This window comes from Shewanella sp. MR-4, assembly GCF_000014685.1.
In the GTDB taxonomy this organism is placed as follows: domain Bacteria; phylum Pseudomonadota; class Gammaproteobacteria; order Enterobacterales; family Shewanellaceae; genus Shewanella.
Map to the genome: position 1 here is coordinate 86,932 of NC_008321.1, position 15,909 is coordinate 102,840.

The following is a 15,909-nucleotide window of genomic DNA, read 5'->3' on the forward strand; positions in this document are numbered from 1 at the left end:
CAGGATGAGTGTGTTACTTTAAACACAGTGTATCGGTGTATCAATGTATTAATACAGTGTGTAAAGACTAATGTTAGAACTTTTAAATGTCAACCCCAGCAGTGGTGAGCCAATTTACAAGCAATTACACGAGCAAATCGTGCGCTTGATTGTGGGCGGCCAGTTGCAAGAGGAAGACGTATTACCCTCAGTGCGCCAAATTGCTGAATATCTTGCGGTCAATCCAATGACGGTGTCCCGCGCGATTCAGCAATTGGTCGATCAAGGTTGGCTAGAGCGCCGCCGTGGTCAGGCGACTAGGGTTGCGGCGCGTACCGAGGCGATGGAGTCGGGCGTGAGTCTGCTCGAGCCGCAATTAGATGCCTTGCTGGCGCAGGCAAAGCAGCTGGGCGTGAGTTTGCCCGAGTTACTGCAATTGATTAATGAGCGTTGGTAGCCTGAGTCGAGCTAAGTGAAAACGAGAATAAAAAGGACGCAATTCGATGGACCAAGACTGTACCCCAATACTAGAGTTTTCTAACGTAAACAAAGTGTTTCGTGGCAAAGGTGCCAGCGAAAAACGTGCGCTCAAGGATCTGACCTTACGTTTATCGGCCGGTATGGTGGTCGGTCTATTGGGACAAAACGGTGCGGGTAAATCGACCCTAATGCGCTGCGCCTTGGGGATCCTCTCGCCGGATTCGGGCGAAATCTGCACCTTAGGCGAAACGCCGGAGCAGCTTTCTTCTGCCGCTAAGGAACGCTTAGGCTATGTTCCGCAGCAACCTTTTGGTTATGAAGGCTTTACCGTCGAGCGCGCCCTCGATTTGCACCGCAGTTTTTATCCCCACTGGGACATGCAGTTAGAGCAGGATTGGCTCACCCGCTTCGAATTAGATGTCACTCAACAGGTACAACGCCTGTCCGTTGGTCAGCGCCAATCCTTGGCCTTGATCATGGCGATGGCCTATCGCCCCGAGTTGCTGATCCTCGATGAACCCGTGGCTAGCCTCGACCCGATAGTCAGACGCAAGTTTATGGTCGATTTGTTCGACTTAGCCCTCGAATCCGGCTCGGCCGTGTTGTTTTCATCCCATATCACCTCAGATTTAGAACGGGTCGCGAGCCATGTCGCCCTGATTAAACAGGGCGAGTTAGTGCTGTTTAAGGAGATAGATGCCCTGCGGGAAGAGGTGCGTTTAGTCAAACTCGCGGAGGGCGCCGAGTTACCTGAGCAGGTGCGTATCCTCAGCCGCGATGGCGATTCTGTACTGGTGGATAGGGGCGATGTGGAGCTTAATTTGCGCGGCGTGCAGCGCAGCGAAGCGCTGAATTTAGAACAACTCTTTGTGGAGCTGCACAAATGAGTGCCGCGAAACCCATAGCAGAATCAACGACCCGCATCGGTACTAGCCATTCGCTCAATCCCTTTAACGGTATGCTGCGCCTGTGGTTTTTTGATGTGGGCAGCGTGAGTTTTATAGGCACAGGCATATTTGGCTTGGCTCTGAGTGTGTTAGCGGGATGGGCGGGGCAAAAAGCGAGTTTCGATATTTTTGTCACTATGGGGCTAGTGTCTACCTCGGCAGCGGTGGCATGGCAGCTGATCCGCCTGATGGCGAGTGAGTGCTCCATCTTAATCCCCCGTTATCGGCAGAATATTTTTATCCAGTGTGAAGTGATGCTGATAGGCGCCTTTAGCCTTGCGGTGTTGCAGTGTGTGCTGTTTGACCTGACCGATACTCTGTCGTTACTGGTCTTTGCCCAAGGGATAAGTCTTGGGTTTATCTTGTTGTGCCTGCGACAAACCCAATGGTTTTACAGCTCCTTTTTACTGTTTATCTTAGTGCCGTTTTCCAACGAGTTGGCGGAGCAAGTGCCGTTGTGGCTGAGCATCATAGTGCTGTTTGTGTTAGCCGCTTTGATTTGGCGCCGATGCTTAGTGTTACCTTGGCGGGTGGAGGCACGAAGTGTGTATCTTAACGGCTTGGAAATGGGCTGGTTTTGGCTGCCCAGCCTGCAATCCATACGGATATTGACTCGGTTAGAGCGTTATCTGCATCCGGTTAATTTTTTTATCGGTCCTATGCTGACCGTGTTGCTGCTGTTGCTCCCCGTGTTAACCATCGGGCTTGGGATCGTCTCCCACGAACTGCATTGGAACTTCCCGGTATTACTGCTACTGGCACAATTTAGTGTGATTAGTTGCTCGTTGGTGCATTGGAGCCGTGTACAACGCTCTCGGGCGACTGAAATGCTGCTGTTGATGCCAAGCTTCGACGGCCGTGCTGGCTTAGTTAAGGCCTTTGGTCGTGGTCAACAACGCTTGCTGCTTCTGCTCAGTTTGAGCGTGTTAATCTGCAGTCTGTTTGTCACTTGGCTCGATGGTGATTTGAGCTTACCTCTGCTGGCGCACATAGTGATGAGCACATATTGGGCCTGCGCCTTAGTGTTAGGGCTAGGTTGCCTGTGTCGCCGCGTATTGCAGGTGAGCCTGACCATGCTGGTGGTGCTTGGGCATTCGCTCTGGGTGTCTATTAGCCTCGCGGCGCTGCAACACGAGGGCAGTCTGCTCTATTGGTCACTGGGTAATCTAGTGCTACTGATCCTTGGTCAAATCGCACTGATTTGGGGCAGTAAAAAGCTCTGGCAGGGCGACATTACCGGGCTCTAATTGCCCTGAAATGGCGTGATTTGGGCGACATTTGCACAAGATTAGAGCAAAAACTCTTAGTTTTTAGCTTGCCTTCAGGTAGAATGCCGCAAAAGCGGTACACTTGTAAGCTAAAAGGTGAGTCACTCATGTCTCTCGAACAATATCACGTAATTCGACTATTACAGCAGCAAAGCCAGTCATTAAAAGAGGCTATAGCGCTGGAAGGTTTTGAAATGGCTGCGCCTTGGCATCAAGTCAGTTGGCAGGCATTCGATCAAATCAGCCATAAAATTGCACAGGTGTTGATTGAACTTGGCGTACAAGTGCAAGACCGTTGCGTGATCCTGTCGCAAAACTGCCCTCAATGGACCTGCGCCGACATAGGTACCCTGAAAAGTCGTGCCGTTGTGGTCCCCATTTACCCGACCAGTACCTTAGAGCAAGCCAGCTTTATCATTAACGATGCGGCGGCTAAGGTGATTTTTGTCGACGACGCTAAGCAATATGCGCTGGCCTGTGAGCTGCAAAAACAGTGTCCAACCCTAGAGCATGTGATTGTGTTTGACGCGAGTGTTGAGCTGGCGCAGGACAAGGCTCAACATCAGCATTTAGACAGTTTGCTAGCCAAAGAATATGGCCAGAGTGCTGAGCTTGAGCAGCGCTTAAAGGATGCCAATCTCGACGACCTGTTAACCCTAATTTATACCTCTGGTACCACGGGCGACCCTAAGGGCGTGATGCTGGATTACCGCAATATGGCTTCGACTGTGCGTCAGCACGATCAGATCCTGCCGTTTACCACTGGCGATGTGTCGTTAGCTTTCCTACCGCTAAGCCATGTGTTTGAGCGTGGTTGGAGCTTCTATGTGCTGTGCCGTGGCGGCCACAACGTGTATCTGCAAAACACCCAAAGAGTGAAAGAGGCCATCAGCGCCGTGCGTCCGCATACCCTGTGCGTGGTGCCGCGTTTCCTCGAGAAGGTTTACAGCGCAGTGCAGGATAAGGTCGCTAAATCCGCCGAAGGCCGTAAAAAACTCTTCGCCTGGGCCATGGGCGTCGGCGAACGCCAGTTTGAGGTGAGCCAAGGCCGCGCTAAGGGCGGTTTATGGTTATCCTTGCAATGGCGTTTAGCGCACAAGCTGGTTTACAGCAAGTTGCAAGCCGTGCTCGGTGGGCGCTTAAAGTTTATGCCCTGCGGTGGCGCCGCCCTCGATTTAAACGTGGCGTCTTTCTTCCATGCTATTGGTATTCCGGTACTTTGTGGTTACGGCATGACGGAAACGAACGCCACAGTGACCTGTAATACCCTAGATAACCGAGTTGCGGGTTCGAACGGTAAAGTATTGCCCGAAATCGAGGTGAAGCTAGGTAAGGACGATGAGATTTTAGTCCGTGGCGACACTGTGATGCGCGGTTATTACAATCGCCCCGAAGACACTGCAGCTGCCTTCGAAGATGGCTGGTTAAAGACTGGCGATGCGGGACGACTCGATGCCAATGGCAATTTATTTATTACCGACCGCATCAAAGAGTTAATGAAAACTTCCAACGGTAAATACATTGCTCCGCAGCGGGTTGAAGGCACAGTGGGCCGTTGCCCCTTTATCGAACAGGTGGCTGTGATTGCCGATGCCCGTAACTATGTGACGGCGCTGATTGTGCCAGCCTTTGAATCCCTCGAAGCCTGGGCCAAGGATAAGGGCTTGAAATACGAGTCGTCTATCGAGCTGCTGCGTCACAGCCATGTGGTTGAACATTTCGAGCAGCGCTTAAAGCATTTGCAGCAAGAGTTGGCGGGGTTTGAGCAAATCAAAAAGTTTACCCTGTTGCCTGAAGCCTTTTCGATGGAGGCGGGATTAATCACCCCGACGCTGAAATTGCGCCGCAAAATGATTTACCACAAGTACGCCCACGAAATTAATGCGATGTACAATAATTGATTGTTAAATCTTTGATCTTAAAAGGCCGCTTAGCGGCCTTTTTTGTGTCAGCCACTTCCTGAAGCATCTGACTTCGCTTAAAATTCGTCCCGCTTACTGGTGCGCACGAGGCGCAAGGTGTCGGTGTTAAGGATAGTTAAATGGAACTTTCGATTCGTCGTTTATGCGCCGCGGCTGGTGCGGTGTTGCTCTCTTCTTTTGCGGTTATTCCTGCTGCACTTGCGGCGGAATATGACAAAATGGTTCACGGTCCCGTGGATCTTCCCAATGGCCAATGGCTCAATTTTTATCAAAAAGATCAACAGGTATGGGGCGAAATGCTCTACGGCGATGCGCCTGGTGTACGCATTGACGATTACGGCCGCGCCGAAATCGTGGCGGTGTTTTACTATGACTTCGACAAGGGCGGCACTAAAGAAGTGATCGTCATGCTCAAGGATGCCGATGGCCAGCATCTGCGGGGTTATGGTTTTGAGGGCGAGGAGTTGACTAAACTGCCGCGCTTGCAAGCCGTGCTCGATGAAGTCGCACCCACCATTAGCACCTTTACCGTCGGCGGCGTTCGCAAAGTATTAAGCCAGTTACCACCTCAGCAGTATCGTATGACCTATGAGGCTGAGGGCGTCCAAGATCCTGACATCAAAGCGATTCTTGATGGTGCCTCTAAACTCAAACCGACCTTAATTGGTTATCGCAACTCTGAAGGCACGGCGACGGATGTAAAAACCGCAGTGGAATACAAGCTGCGCTATCCCCTGACTCGCACCGATAAGGATGCCGAGGGGCGTGAACGAAAATACAGTCTGGTGGTAACCTTTGATCGCAGCGCCTACGTCGAAGAAGATAGCAGCTTTATGCTGGTGGCCATTGGTTACGAGGCCGATGACATCGATTGGCTTAAAAATGGCGGCGACAAAATCCCTCGTACTGGGCCTTTTTACGAATTTATGAGCATGGGCAGTACTTGGGCTGGCGTTGCCAGTGAAGCCCATTATGTGCAGGGTGAGCTGGATGGTCACTTTGCCGCCTACGATGCCCGCAATGGCAGTGTGATGTATGCCGGTGACTATAAGCTGGGTAAGCAAGTGGGTAAGTGGATTGAAGCCGACGGCCGTGAAACCTATTGGGAAGGCGAGTACCTCGACGGTAAGAAACAGGGCAAATGGGTGTTGCAGTCCATGATGGATGATGCCGATAACTACGGCTTTATTCACTACAACAAGGGTGTGCCCGATGGCCCGAGTGAAATCTATACCCCAGATTACGATTCCAGCACCGAAGGCGCGAAGAAGTTGTCCGAAAAGGGCATTTATCTCAATGGCGTAAAAGATGGCGAGTGGCTTGAGTCCGATGGCAGCAAAGGCCAATACCAAAAGGGCGTGAAACAAGGCGCTTGGGTGGAAAAGGTCACTCAAGGGGATTATCGTTTTCAAACTGGTGAAGGCAGCTACCTCGATGGTAAGCGTTCAGGCACTTGGGTGTATATTCGCACGCCCGATGAGAACGATGCTTTTACCACTAAGCAATCGGTGACTTATCTCTACAAAACCGAAGTCAACTATGAGAATGGCCTACACCAAGGTGAGGCTAAGCTATTCAATAAAGATAATTTTATGTTCGCCCTCAAACATTACGATAAGGGCCGCCTCCACGGCGAAAGTCTATGGTACTCAGCGCCAAATATCGTCAGCAATGTTGCCAATTATCGTCAAGGGGAGTTGGATGGCGAACAAATGTGGCTCGAGCCTAACGGCGATCTGAATGAGCTGAGTCAGTATAAGTTTAATGACGCCGTAAAGCTTAAGCCTTCGCAGGATGAATGCATGATGCGAAAAGAGCCCTACGCAGGCGATTGTGAGGGGGTGTTAAGTTCAAAAAATGCTGAAACTAGCTCTATTAAAGACGGTGAGCAACGTGTATATCGCGGCGGCCAACTATCCGAATTAAGCTATTACACTAATGGGTCAGTCGATAAAGAATATCGATTCGATTCTAACGGTCGCTTAATGTCCTTGCAGACTTATAAAGCGGGTCTGGAATACGGCCCAAGCATCCGCTATTCCACCGACGGCGGCTATTCGCTCGTGCAATATGGTCATCTTATCAATAACCGTCTTTCTGGCCCCCATTACACTTTCTACCCGAACGGCCAGTTAAAGAGCTTGTGGAACTATTGCCAGCAAGAAGGCGAAACCTGGAACGGTGAACCTTATTTCTGGGATAACGCCATTGCGCGCTGTGGTATCCAGCGGGAGTATTTTGATAATGGTGCCGTGAGTTGTATCGAGGATCTCGACAGCAATTATGCCGTGGATAAAGTCTGTTACGACCGCAATGGTAAGTTAGCCAGCGAAATGCTGCGTATTGACGAGCAGCATGTGGTGCATAAGCGCTATATGAACGGTGTTATCTATCAAGAGGAACCCGGATTCTCGGATTTTTCCCATGTGACTAAGGGGCGCAAAATCTATCACTTAGAAAACCCTAAAAGCCATGGTGTGTTTAAGTCCTACGACAGCAGCGGCAAGCTCAAATACGAAAAAATATTCGATATGGGTAAGGCTGGCTGTATGAAAAAGTACGATGCTAACGGCAAGCAAACCCCAGAGACCGCGAGCTGCCAGTTCTAGCATCGCGCTTCTTATTTCTGTTAGGCTTGGTGGGGATAAACGGGGCAAGCACCTCGTTTATCCCATTCACAGCATAAAAGTATAAGAACAACAAAAGGGAAGTTTGCATGTCAGTCACCGAATACAGCCTCGAAATCCACCCAAGATTTACCGAAACCGATGGTCTAGGCCATATCAACAACACAGTGATCCCCGTGTGGTGTGAGGCGGCGCGCACGCCAATCTTCGAGATTTTTAATCCCGAGTTGGATTTGCATCAGTGGAACCTCATAGTGGCAGGCTTTACCGTGGCCTTTATCGCACCGACTTATTACGGCAAGAGTGTGACGGTGAAAACCTATGTCAGCCGTATCGGCAATAGCAGCTTCGAGCTGACTCAAACCTGTTGGCAGGCTGGCAATAAAACCGCCGAAGTGAAAACCACGCTGGTGCACTACGATTACAGCTGCGAGAAGAGTCGTCTCATCCCGGAAGATATTCGTGAAATCTTAGCTAGCCTGAATGGTGAAGCTGCTTAAGTTTGATATTTGCTTTCACCACGTAATTGCAATTACGTGGTGAAAACGCTACCTTGTCGGCCGCAAATGTGACGCGGATCACTTATCCGCGCTTTCTCTCTACCGGCCGGATTTAGCATGAGATTTTACTTCACCCGAATGCGTTCTAAGGACATCTGTCCGCCACGACAACCCCTGAAAAAGATCGTTTGGTCATGGATAGGGGCCTTTTGTGGTATTTATTTAGTCGCCAGTCTCGCCACTTATATGGGCGAACATCTGCTCGGCACTATGTTTGTGATTGGCTCATTTGGAGCGTCGGCGGTATTAGTCTATGGTGCGCCGCTAGCAGAGTTTTCTCAGCCACGTAACTTGATTGGCGGCAGTGTGCTATCGGCACTGATTGGTGTGGCTGTTTATCAAGTGTTTGCCGATTATATGGTGCTCGCGAGTGCGCTAGCCGTATCACTCGCCATCGCATTGATGTATTTAACTCGCACGCTGCATCCACCGGGCGGCGCAACGGCGTTAATTGCTGTGATAGGCGGTGAGAACGTGCATCAACTCGGGTATCTCTATGCGTTGATGCCAGTCTTTCTCGGCACATTGCTGCTATTGCTGGTGGCGCTGGTAGTGAATAACCTCTCCACCGATCCCAAACGCCACTATCCAGTGTATTGGATTTAGCTCAGTACAGTACAAGTCAAAATAAATCCTTAAACTCGGATGCGGCTTAAGGATCTACTCTAGATAGATAAGCAAGAAGGTGCAGTTAAGTACTTTAAAATCAGAATTTTGGATTGGCGTGTAGATTTCGGCAGGGCTAGGGCCGCGCCATGTTTCTCTTTGTTCGTGAGTGAGCTGAAACGCTTGTTGAGTATGCTTTAATTGAACCTTGAGTTGTTCTCCATCAAAAAACCAAGTTCCAATGTGCTGCTCTAGCTCAAAGTTATTGTTGGTCGGTTTTTCGTATTCGAGTACGACTTGGCCTTGTGGCGTAAGTAAATACCGACATTATTCGTGCTGAAAAAGTGTTTACCTTCGGCAAATTTATAGATTGCTGGCTCGGTAAAACCCTGGCCTTTTAGGATGTTTTCAATTTCCGCTATGGCTTGGGTATCGCGAAAAGCCGGATTGGTGGCGATTACGGCATTTGGAAATTCCACCGGAATAGCAATCGGGCTTTGACTCACCTGCCAACCGAATTGTATCAAGGCCGTTTCAATGGCTTGTATCTTAACTTGCTCAACACCTTGAGTAATCAAAATGGCTTGGCGTTGTTGGCAAGCGGATATGAGAGTTAGGCTGACAAGCAGTAAACCCTGGCAAACTCGAGTTAGGTTCATGTAGCAGCATTCCTTTGCGGCGATATCATTGATTATGTTATAAAACTAGTTATTTCAAAAACTTCTGTACATACCAACAGCTGGCTGCTATCTCAAAATCTTGGGCTTTAGCCCACTTTAGGCCATGGCGAACTAAACGTTCGGCAAGGCCTTTGCCGCGTAGCTCGTCGGGCACAAAGGTACGGTTAAAGTCGATGTGCTGACCATTGAGTCGGTATTCCAGCACGGCTTCATGCCCGTCAACGGGGATCACAAAGCGTTGCTGATCCTGTTGATGCTCAATGGCGACTTCTATTGGCGCTTTTTCTGACATACAGCCTCCCTCTGATATGGCCTAAAGTGTTATGGCAATGTTGCCATAGACTCGGTAGCTTAAGCTTGCTCGTGTTGTTTAAGAATGGCGAGTAATTCCGTGGGAAGCTCGGCTTTTTGGCCTGTTTTAAAGTTAAACATCACAGCGACCGAAGAACCTAAGGTCGTTATGGCCTGTTGCTGCTTACTAAAGGCCTGATAATGCATGGTAAATCTGTCGCTTTGAATATCGCTGATACTCACGCTGACCAATAGCGTATCGGGGAAGGTTACTGGACGTTTATAGCGGGCCTGATTTTCGCTAATCACTGGACCAACACCGGATTTATACAGGGCATCGAGTGGAAAGAGGCGGTTGAAAAAGTCGATACGTGCGGTTTCAAAATAGCGGAAATAGACCACGTTGTTGACGTGTTGCAGCGCATCCATTTCGCCCCAAGCCACGGGGATTTCGGTCACTATAGGGTGCTGTGCGAGAAACTTTTCCATTGGACTTAGTGTTGGACTTTCCATTGCATTACTCATAGTCAAAAGCTCTAGTTAAAACGCTCGTTTAAGGCAGCCAGACTAGCAGTATAAAGTGCGAGCGACAAGCCTAAAGCGCGGTGATATGCTGGCTAAGGCTTGGAGGTTTATGATGATTTTTTCAATTATTTTAATGGATTAAATACTATGTATATTGGTGCTGTGGCGAAGCAAACTGGCCTGTCGATCAAGGCGATTCGCCTCTACGAGGAGTGGGGACTGATCAGTGCGCCGATCCGTAAGGGGCGTTATCGCACTTATAGCGCAACCGATATAAAGCAGTTAATGCTGATCAAAGAGGCCAAAACCTTAGGTATCAAACTCTCGCAACTTAAAGACTTGTTTACCGAGGGGGAGCAGGCGGCGCAGCTTGAGTCTGTGCAGCAGTTTTTATTGAATATCAAAGCCGATTTCCAGCGGCAGATTAGCGAATTAGAAGATAAATTAGTCAGGCTCGATGCCTGTATTGATGGTTTGGATACCTGTGAATCCCGCGCCTAATTGCATGCTTGACTCTGCCCCTAGGGGCAGAGCTTAAGCTGTTGTCATATTGAATACTCAAGGTTTTTACTATGACAAAAAAGATTCTGGTGGTTTCTGGCCATCCTAAACCCGATAGCCTGTGTGAACATTTAGCCGACACTTACGCCAAGGCCGCTGGCGAGTCGCATTCGGTGCGTCTGTTAAAGCTCAGCGAACTGGAGTTTGAACCTAATCTGGCGCAGGGATACCATCAAGAACAGCCATTAGAGGCGGATTTGCAACGTTTTCAGCAGGCTATTCTCTGGGCCGAGCATCTAGTGATTGTGGTGCCCATTTGGTGGGGCAGCGTCCCCGCCAAGTTTAAAGGACTAATTGATCGAACATTTTTACCCGGTTTTGCTTTTCAGTATCAGCAGGGGAAAACCTTTCCCAATCGGCTACTCGAGGGGAAAACCTCACGCATTATCATGACCATGGATACGCCGCCTTGGTATTACAAGTGGTTCCAAGGCGCGCCCGCCCTAAAGCAATTAGATATCGCGACGTTAGCCTTTAGTGGTTTTAAGCGCGCCAAGAGTCAAATGTTGGGGCCAGTGATCAATGCCAAGGCACAACAAGTGCAAAACTGGCAAGCGCAAGTTGAACGGCATGGCAGGTTGGGGCGTTAATCAAAAGGAGCTTAAGTGATTAAACAAGTTGGCAATACTCAGATCCAAGCAAAGCATCTCGCCAGTTGCCACTGTGGCGCCGTGGTGTTGGAGTTATCGCTGCCCAATGGCATTGAAATGCCAAGACGTTGTGATTGCTCTATCTGTCGTCGCAAGGGGGCTATCGTCGGCTCAGTGCCGCTGACGGGATTGAAGATTATCAAAGGCGAGACCGCATTAAAGTGCTACGAATTTAATACCAAAACGGCCAAACATTACTTTTGCTCCGTGTGCGGCATTTATACCCATCATCAAAGGCGCTCTAATCCCAATGAATATGGCTATAACCTTGGTTGCCTCGAAGGCGTTAATCCCTATGAATTAGGCGATGTGCCGGTTTGCGATGGGGTGAATCACCCGGCGGATCGTTAAATTATGAATATTAGTCAGTTTGCGGCGCTCACTGGATTGTCGGCGCATACGCTCAGATATTACGAGAAAATTGGTCTACTTCAGTCTGTGGTGCGAAATGGCAGCGGGCATCGTGATTATTCGGCGAAAGAGGTGGAATGGATTGGATTTATTAATCGCTTAAAAGAAACGGGTATGCCGTTAAAGCAGATATTGACCTATGCAGACCTGCGTGCCCAAGGCGATGCTACCGCTAGTCAGAGGCAGCAATTGCTCGAGCAACATGCTACCCAATTGGCTGAGCGTATTCGCCAAGAGCAGGAGCATCTGCTTGCCCTCAAGCAAAAAATTCACTATTACCAAGATCATTTCAGTGGTTAAGTTCAGCTGAACAGTCACGATTAAATGCTAACCAGTTGTTTTATATTTGCTTGGGCAGCTAGTCGGCGAGCAGGGTACTCGCTTTAGAGTCTGCATTGCCAGTGTCATGCATCAATGAGCTATTGACTTAGAGTGAACTCTAAGATTTAGGCTTGCGGTGAGTTAATTCAACTGGAGCTAAACATGAGTAATCAAAGATATGTGCAGGGGCTCGCTAAACTAACTGAAATAGACGGTGAAGCGGGTGAGAAAGTCATTCGCAGTCTTGCCGATATTTGCCCAGACTTAGGCAAGTACATTATTGAATATCCTTTTGGGGATATTTATCAGCGTGAAGGACTCGATCTTAAGACGCGTGAGCTAGTCACAGTTGCCGCACTCACAGCGCTAGGGCATTGCCAGCCACAGTTAAATGTACATATTAATGGCGCATTGAATGTTGGTTGTACACCGCAGGAAATTGTGGAGGTGATATTGCAAATGTCTGTTTATGTTGGTTTTCCTGCAGCTCTGAATGGCATGTTTGTCGCTAAGACAGTATTTTCCGAACGGGCGATAAGTGTCGTTTAAGCAATAAACAAAAAGCGACCCTTGGGTCGCTTTTTGTGTGCAGTGCCGATGTTAGTCGATCACTAGCTCATCAAAACTGTTGATAGTGCGAAAATCGCCGGTGCGTTGTTTGCTGTCGCGCACCATTTGGCAGGTCATCATGCCTGCGGCTTCGGCGGCTTTAAGCTCTTCAACCACGTCGGACACAAACAGCACTTGCTTAGGACTTAGGCTGATGGTGTTGAGTATGTTGGCGTAGGCTTGTTTATCTAATTTGTTACCGGTACGGGTATCAAAATGGCCGCTAAACATCTCGGTTAAATCGCCGCCATCACTGTGGCTGAACAGCAGTTTTTGGGCTTCAACTGAACCCGAAGAGAAGCTGTAAATACGCAGTTTTTGCGCGCTAAAACGGTTAACCGCTTCGATAAAGTCGGGGAAGATATGGCCAGTAAATTCGCCATGGGCGTAACCTTGCTTCCAAATCAAACCCTGTAGGGTCTTGAGTGGGGTCGCTTTACGGTCTTCATGTACCCATTGCTGCAAAATTTCAGTCACGCGGGCTAAATCGGCATCGGGTTCGAGGGCGATATCTCGGGTGTCGCAGATACAGTTTTCCACCAAGACATTGTGTTGGTTCTGCGCTAAAAAGTCTGGTAAGGCTTTGACAGAATAGGGGAATAGCACATCTTGGATAAAGGTTAGGTCTGTCGTGGTGCCTGCTGTGTCTACGACTATGGCTCTGATACCCATAATGTTTTGATACTCCACAATATGTTGGCTAAAAAATGCAACCCCGATCCTAAGCGTTATTGGGGTAATTGGCTAGTGGATTTCGCCCTTAGACCGTGGGAGATTGTGCACCATATCACTCAGCTATTCGACTGAAACTTAATTAAATGAGGAATTTTAGAGGCTTATCTAGTGGATATGGATGAAATACTGGATTTAGTGGGGAGAATTATGCTGTTTATGATCCCACAATTTGTTGTCGGCATAAGACTATGGTCTTAATAGCTAAGGGAAATTTTGGCTGTTATTGTAGCTTTATTATCTTTCGACTGAATTTGTTCTCCTTTAGGGTTTTAGGAATGAGGTCGAGCGAGTTCTGCACTGATGAGACTGTTTATGAAATATTTACCCGCATTTGGCTTAGGTATTCTGTTGGCGGTATTAAGCTTTGTGAGTTTCGCACTGGTTGCCACGGCGGGCTACATGTACGCCTTGCTCGGAAGTGTCGATAACCTGAGCCACACTAGCCCAGTTTATCTGGGGTTAGGTGCCCATGATGCGGGCTTATTATTGCTGCTCTCAGGGCTGATGTTATTTAGCTATCAGCGGCTTTTTCCTCGATTGCCATTCGATTGGTATGCAGCGGTGGCGATGCAATTACCCTTAGGTTCCTTAGTGCTGTGGGCGGATGGGGTTTCCTTTAGTCTTACTGATTTTTACGGCGTAGCCAGAGCCTTAACCCTATTTAGCGCCAGCTTTGGAGTGCTGATTATTTTTGGCTTATTGCAACGCCGTAGCCGCAGGCTTGCTCGGGCTTAATCGGTCATTTGTTGGCCTTAAACTGGCCTTGCTGAAATAAAATCCGTAAAATCATTGGCCTAAATGGATTTGAATCGTAAGAGTAGGAGCCAATGAGTTCGATTGAATTTGATATTCCCGAAGATCACCGTATTCCCTTTCAGAAGTATTACAAACAAAAAATCGCCCCTAAATGCGCCCCGTTTGAAGCAAAGCGTGAAGGCGTGAACCAAAGGCGGCGTGAAAATGCCAAGTTTACCACCCCAATCTACTACATATGCATCACGGTTATTTTGGGTGCCTTCGCTGGGCTGCTCGGGGTGCAGTTTATGCTGGTGCCTATGGATTATTTTGTGCCTTTGATGATTGGCGCGTTTCTGCCGACTCCCGTGATAGCGTTAGTGGCGATTGCCTCGGGAAAGGAAAGCAATGAACTCTATAATGCCGCCTTTGAAAAACTCTATCCCATTAGTCTCAAGTACTTTGGCAATGATTATGCGTTAACGAGGGAACCTAAGGTGGACTTCTCAACCTTCCTTGAGTTGGGGCTGTTGCCTAAAACCGATAAACAGTATGCACAAAATTGCCTTAAGGGAACCTATAACAAGGTGCCGTTCAAGTTTTATGAGGTCGATGCTTACAACACTAAATCGAACAATAACGGCTCGGTTGAGCGAGAGACCATCTTCAATGGTGTGCTACTGGTGTGCAATATTCCTAAGCGATTCAACGGTACGACCTTGTTAGTCACGGATAAGGGCAGTTTAAAAAATCGTATTGAGGGGTTTAAGACAAAGCTGTCGCGGGTCAAGCTTGAGGATGTACGTTTCGAGCGTTGTTTTGAGGTGTATAGCAGCGACCAAGTCGAGGCGCGCTATTTACTCAATCCCTTGATGATGGAAAATCTCTTGGCCCTAGGCCGCGAGCTAAATGCCGAGGTGGAAGCCTGTTTCTATCAAAAACAATTGCTGATTAAGATCCCGACAAAACACCATTTCTTTATCAATCAACTCGATTTAGATCGCCCCATCGATTTTAAGCTCAATATCGAGCGGATGTTTACCGAGTTAGGTTATACCTTCTCGATCATCGATACCTTAAGGCTCGATAAACATACCGGGTTATAGCAATAGTCGCCTCAATAGCAGCCACGTTCTGTGGCTGCTTTATGCGGCAGCTTAAAACATGACTTTTGGCACTTATGGGTGACTCCCCGTGCTCGTTAATATCAAGCTTCAAACTTTGATGGAGCAAGATGATGAACACGATTTTCACCCTGTCGCAATTTGTGCATATTACCGCGGGCGCATTGGCATTAGTGTTATTTTGGATGCCTGCCATGCTGAAAAAGGGCAGCGCGAACCATAGTCGTTTTGGCCGTTATTATGTTTATGCCATGTACACAGTGGCGGCGACGGGCGTGGCGATGGCAACGACGGGCCTGATTGATCCGCTCGCGGTGATTAAACAGCCTGCGGCCAGCGCCGATGCTTTAGCAGCGCAGATTGCGGATCGTAAAAATGCTTGGATATTTCTCATCTATATCAGCCTATTAACTCTAGTGACCGTTAGGCATGGCGTGTTAGTTCTGCGTTATAAGGCGCAGCGTCAGCAATTAAAATCGCCGCTGCATTTGTCGTTAATGCTGAGCTTGACGCTACTTGGCCCAGTGATGGCGATATGGGGATACCAAGAAAAGCTGATCCTCGCGATGATTTTCGGCCTGTTAGGCACTACGGTTGGGGCGGGATTCTTGCGTTATAGCGTTAAGGCGACCCTGACCAAATTAGAATGGTGGATTGAGCATTTAGGCGCCATGATTGGCTCGGGTATCGCCTGTTACACCGCCTTTTTCGCCTTTGGTGGCAGCCGTTTGTTTATCGACCATGGCAATTTGCGTCTGCTGTCGTGGACACTGCCAGGTGTTATCGGTTTTGTGGTGATCCGCTATTTAAGCGGCAAGTATCAGCGTCGTTTTGCGGATTAACCTGAAACGTAAAAGCATAGGGAGCCGTAAAAAGAC

Annotated in this window: 19 protein-coding genes; 15 read left to right on the forward strand and 4 right to left on the reverse strand. The window is 48.7% G+C overall.

The genetic code is table 11. From position 1 onward, the window contains the following. The first annotated feature begins 70 nt into the window (after positions 1–70). The 7 genes from SHEWMR4_RS00405 to SHEWMR4_RS00435 all read left to right on the forward strand — a co-directional run bounded on the left by SHEWMR4_RS00405 (position 71) and on the right by SHEWMR4_RS00435 (position 8,389). Positions 71–436 carry a GntR family transcriptional regulator gene (locus SHEWMR4_RS00405; RefSeq protein ID WP_011620909.1) on the forward strand — a complete coding sequence of 122 codons (366 nt, stop codon included), beginning with the start codon at positions 71–73 and terminating at the stop codon, positions 434–436. A gap of 46 nt (positions 437–482) precedes the next feature. Beyond that, the gene (locus SHEWMR4_RS00410; protein WP_011620910.1) at positions 483–1,346 is read left to right on the forward strand and encodes an ABC transporter ATP-binding protein; all 864 of its coding nucleotides are present in this window, start codon (positions 483–485) and stop codon (positions 1,344–1,346) included. Then, a complete protein-coding gene (locus SHEWMR4_RS00415; protein WP_011620911.1) occupies positions 1,343–2,653 on the forward strand; it encodes a hypothetical protein in 1,311 nt (436 codons plus the stop codon). The genes SHEWMR4_RS00410 and SHEWMR4_RS00415 overlap by 4 nt, the downstream gene beginning before the upstream one ends. Before the next feature lie 128 nt (positions 2,654–2,781). Then, positions 2,782–4,575, forward strand: a complete 1,794-nt coding sequence (locus tag SHEWMR4_RS00420; RefSeq protein ID WP_011620912.1) for an AMP-dependent synthetase/ligase — start codon at positions 2,782–2,784, stop codon at positions 4,573–4,575. A 140-nt stretch (positions 4,576–4,715) separates the two neighbouring features. Then, complete coding sequence (locus tag SHEWMR4_RS00425; protein ID WP_011620913.1) at positions 4,716–7,205, forward strand: toxin-antitoxin system YwqK family antitoxin; 2,490 nt, start codon at positions 4,716–4,718, stop codon at positions 7,203–7,205. Between the two features lie 107 nt (positions 7,206–7,312). Then, complete coding sequence (locus SHEWMR4_RS00430) at positions 7,313–7,723, forward strand: acyl-CoA thioesterase (protein WP_011620914.1); 411 nt, start codon at positions 7,313–7,315, stop codon at positions 7,721–7,723. Between the two features lie 117 nt (positions 7,724–7,840). After that, a complete protein-coding gene (locus SHEWMR4_RS00435) occupies positions 7,841–8,389 on the forward strand; it encodes an HPP family protein (RefSeq protein WP_011620915.1) in 549 nt (182 codons plus the stop codon). Between the two features lie 251 nt (positions 8,390–8,640). On the opposite strand, the gene SHEWMR4_RS00440 is transcribed toward SHEWMR4_RS00435, so the two are convergent. Genes SHEWMR4_RS00440 through SHEWMR4_RS00450 form a run of 3 tightly spaced genes read right to left on the reverse strand, consistent with a single transcriptional unit; the run spans position 8,641 to position 9,849 of the window. After that, entirely contained in the window at positions 8,641–9,048 is a 408-nt protein-coding gene (locus tag SHEWMR4_RS00440) for a hypothetical protein (protein ID WP_011620916.1), read from the reverse strand. A gap of 49 nt (positions 9,049–9,097) precedes the next feature. Beyond that, on the reverse strand, positions 9,098–9,361 hold the full coding sequence (locus SHEWMR4_RS00445; protein ID WP_011620917.1) for a GNAT family N-acetyltransferase: 264 nt from the start codon (positions 9,359–9,361) through the stop codon (positions 9,098–9,100). A gap of 59 nt (positions 9,362–9,420) precedes the next feature. Beyond that, a complete protein-coding gene (locus SHEWMR4_RS00450) occupies positions 9,421–9,849 on the reverse strand; it encodes an acyl-CoA thioesterase (protein WP_037416226.1) in 429 nt (142 codons plus the stop codon). Positions 9,850–10,032: 183 nt separating this feature from the next. Here SHEWMR4_RS00450 and SHEWMR4_RS00455 point away from each other — a divergent pair, with 183 nt between their 5' ends. The 5 genes from SHEWMR4_RS00455 (at position 10,033) to SHEWMR4_RS00475 (ending at position 12,377) form a co-directional block, all read left to right on the forward strand. Then, positions 10,033–10,386 carry a MerR family transcriptional regulator gene (locus SHEWMR4_RS00455; protein WP_011620919.1) on the forward strand — a complete coding sequence of 118 codons (354 nt, stop codon included), beginning with the start codon at positions 10,033–10,035 and terminating at the stop codon, positions 10,384–10,386. 71 nt (positions 10,387–10,457) lie between these two features. After that, positions 10,458–11,036, forward strand: a complete 579-nt coding sequence (locus SHEWMR4_RS00460; protein WP_011620920.1) for an NAD(P)H-dependent oxidoreductase — start codon at positions 10,458–10,460, stop codon at positions 11,034–11,036. Between the two features lie 15 nt (positions 11,037–11,051). Then, entirely contained in the window at positions 11,052–11,447 is a 396-nt protein-coding gene (locus SHEWMR4_RS00465; protein ID WP_011620921.1) for a GFA family protein, read from the forward strand. 3 nt (positions 11,448–11,450) lie between these two features. Further along, positions 11,451–11,807, forward strand: coding sequence for a MerR family transcriptional regulator (locus tag SHEWMR4_RS00470; RefSeq protein ID WP_011620922.1), 357 nt, complete (start codon positions 11,451–11,453; stop codon positions 11,805–11,807). Between the two features lie 183 nt (positions 11,808–11,990). Then, positions 11,991–12,377 (forward strand): carboxymuconolactone decarboxylase family protein, encoded by a 387-nt coding sequence (locus SHEWMR4_RS00475; protein WP_011620923.1) that lies wholly within the window; start codon positions 11,991–11,993, stop codon positions 12,375–12,377. 51 nt (positions 12,378–12,428) lie between these two features. On the opposite strand, the gene mtnC is transcribed toward SHEWMR4_RS00475, so the two are convergent. Beyond that, entirely contained in the window at positions 12,429–13,109 is a 681-nt protein-coding gene (gene mtnC, locus SHEWMR4_RS00480; RefSeq protein WP_011620924.1) for an acireductone synthase, read from the reverse strand. 363 nt (positions 13,110–13,472) lie between these two features. On the opposite strand from mtnC, the gene SHEWMR4_RS00485 reads away from it, so the two are divergent. The 3 genes from SHEWMR4_RS00485 (at position 13,473) to SHEWMR4_RS00495 (ending at position 15,873) form a co-directional block, all read left to right on the forward strand. After that, a complete protein-coding gene (locus SHEWMR4_RS00485; protein WP_011620925.1) occupies positions 13,473–13,907 on the forward strand; it encodes a hypothetical protein in 435 nt (144 codons plus the stop codon). A gap of 92 nt (positions 13,908–13,999) precedes the next feature. Next, positions 14,000–15,013, forward strand: a complete 1,014-nt coding sequence (locus SHEWMR4_RS00490; protein WP_011620926.1) for a DUF3137 domain-containing protein — start codon at positions 14,000–14,002, stop codon at positions 15,011–15,013. Between the two features lie 128 nt (positions 15,014–15,141). Further along, entirely contained in the window at positions 15,142–15,873 is a 732-nt protein-coding gene (locus SHEWMR4_RS00495) for a hypothetical protein (protein WP_011620927.1), read from the forward strand. Positions 15,874–15,909: the final 36 nt, after the last annotated feature.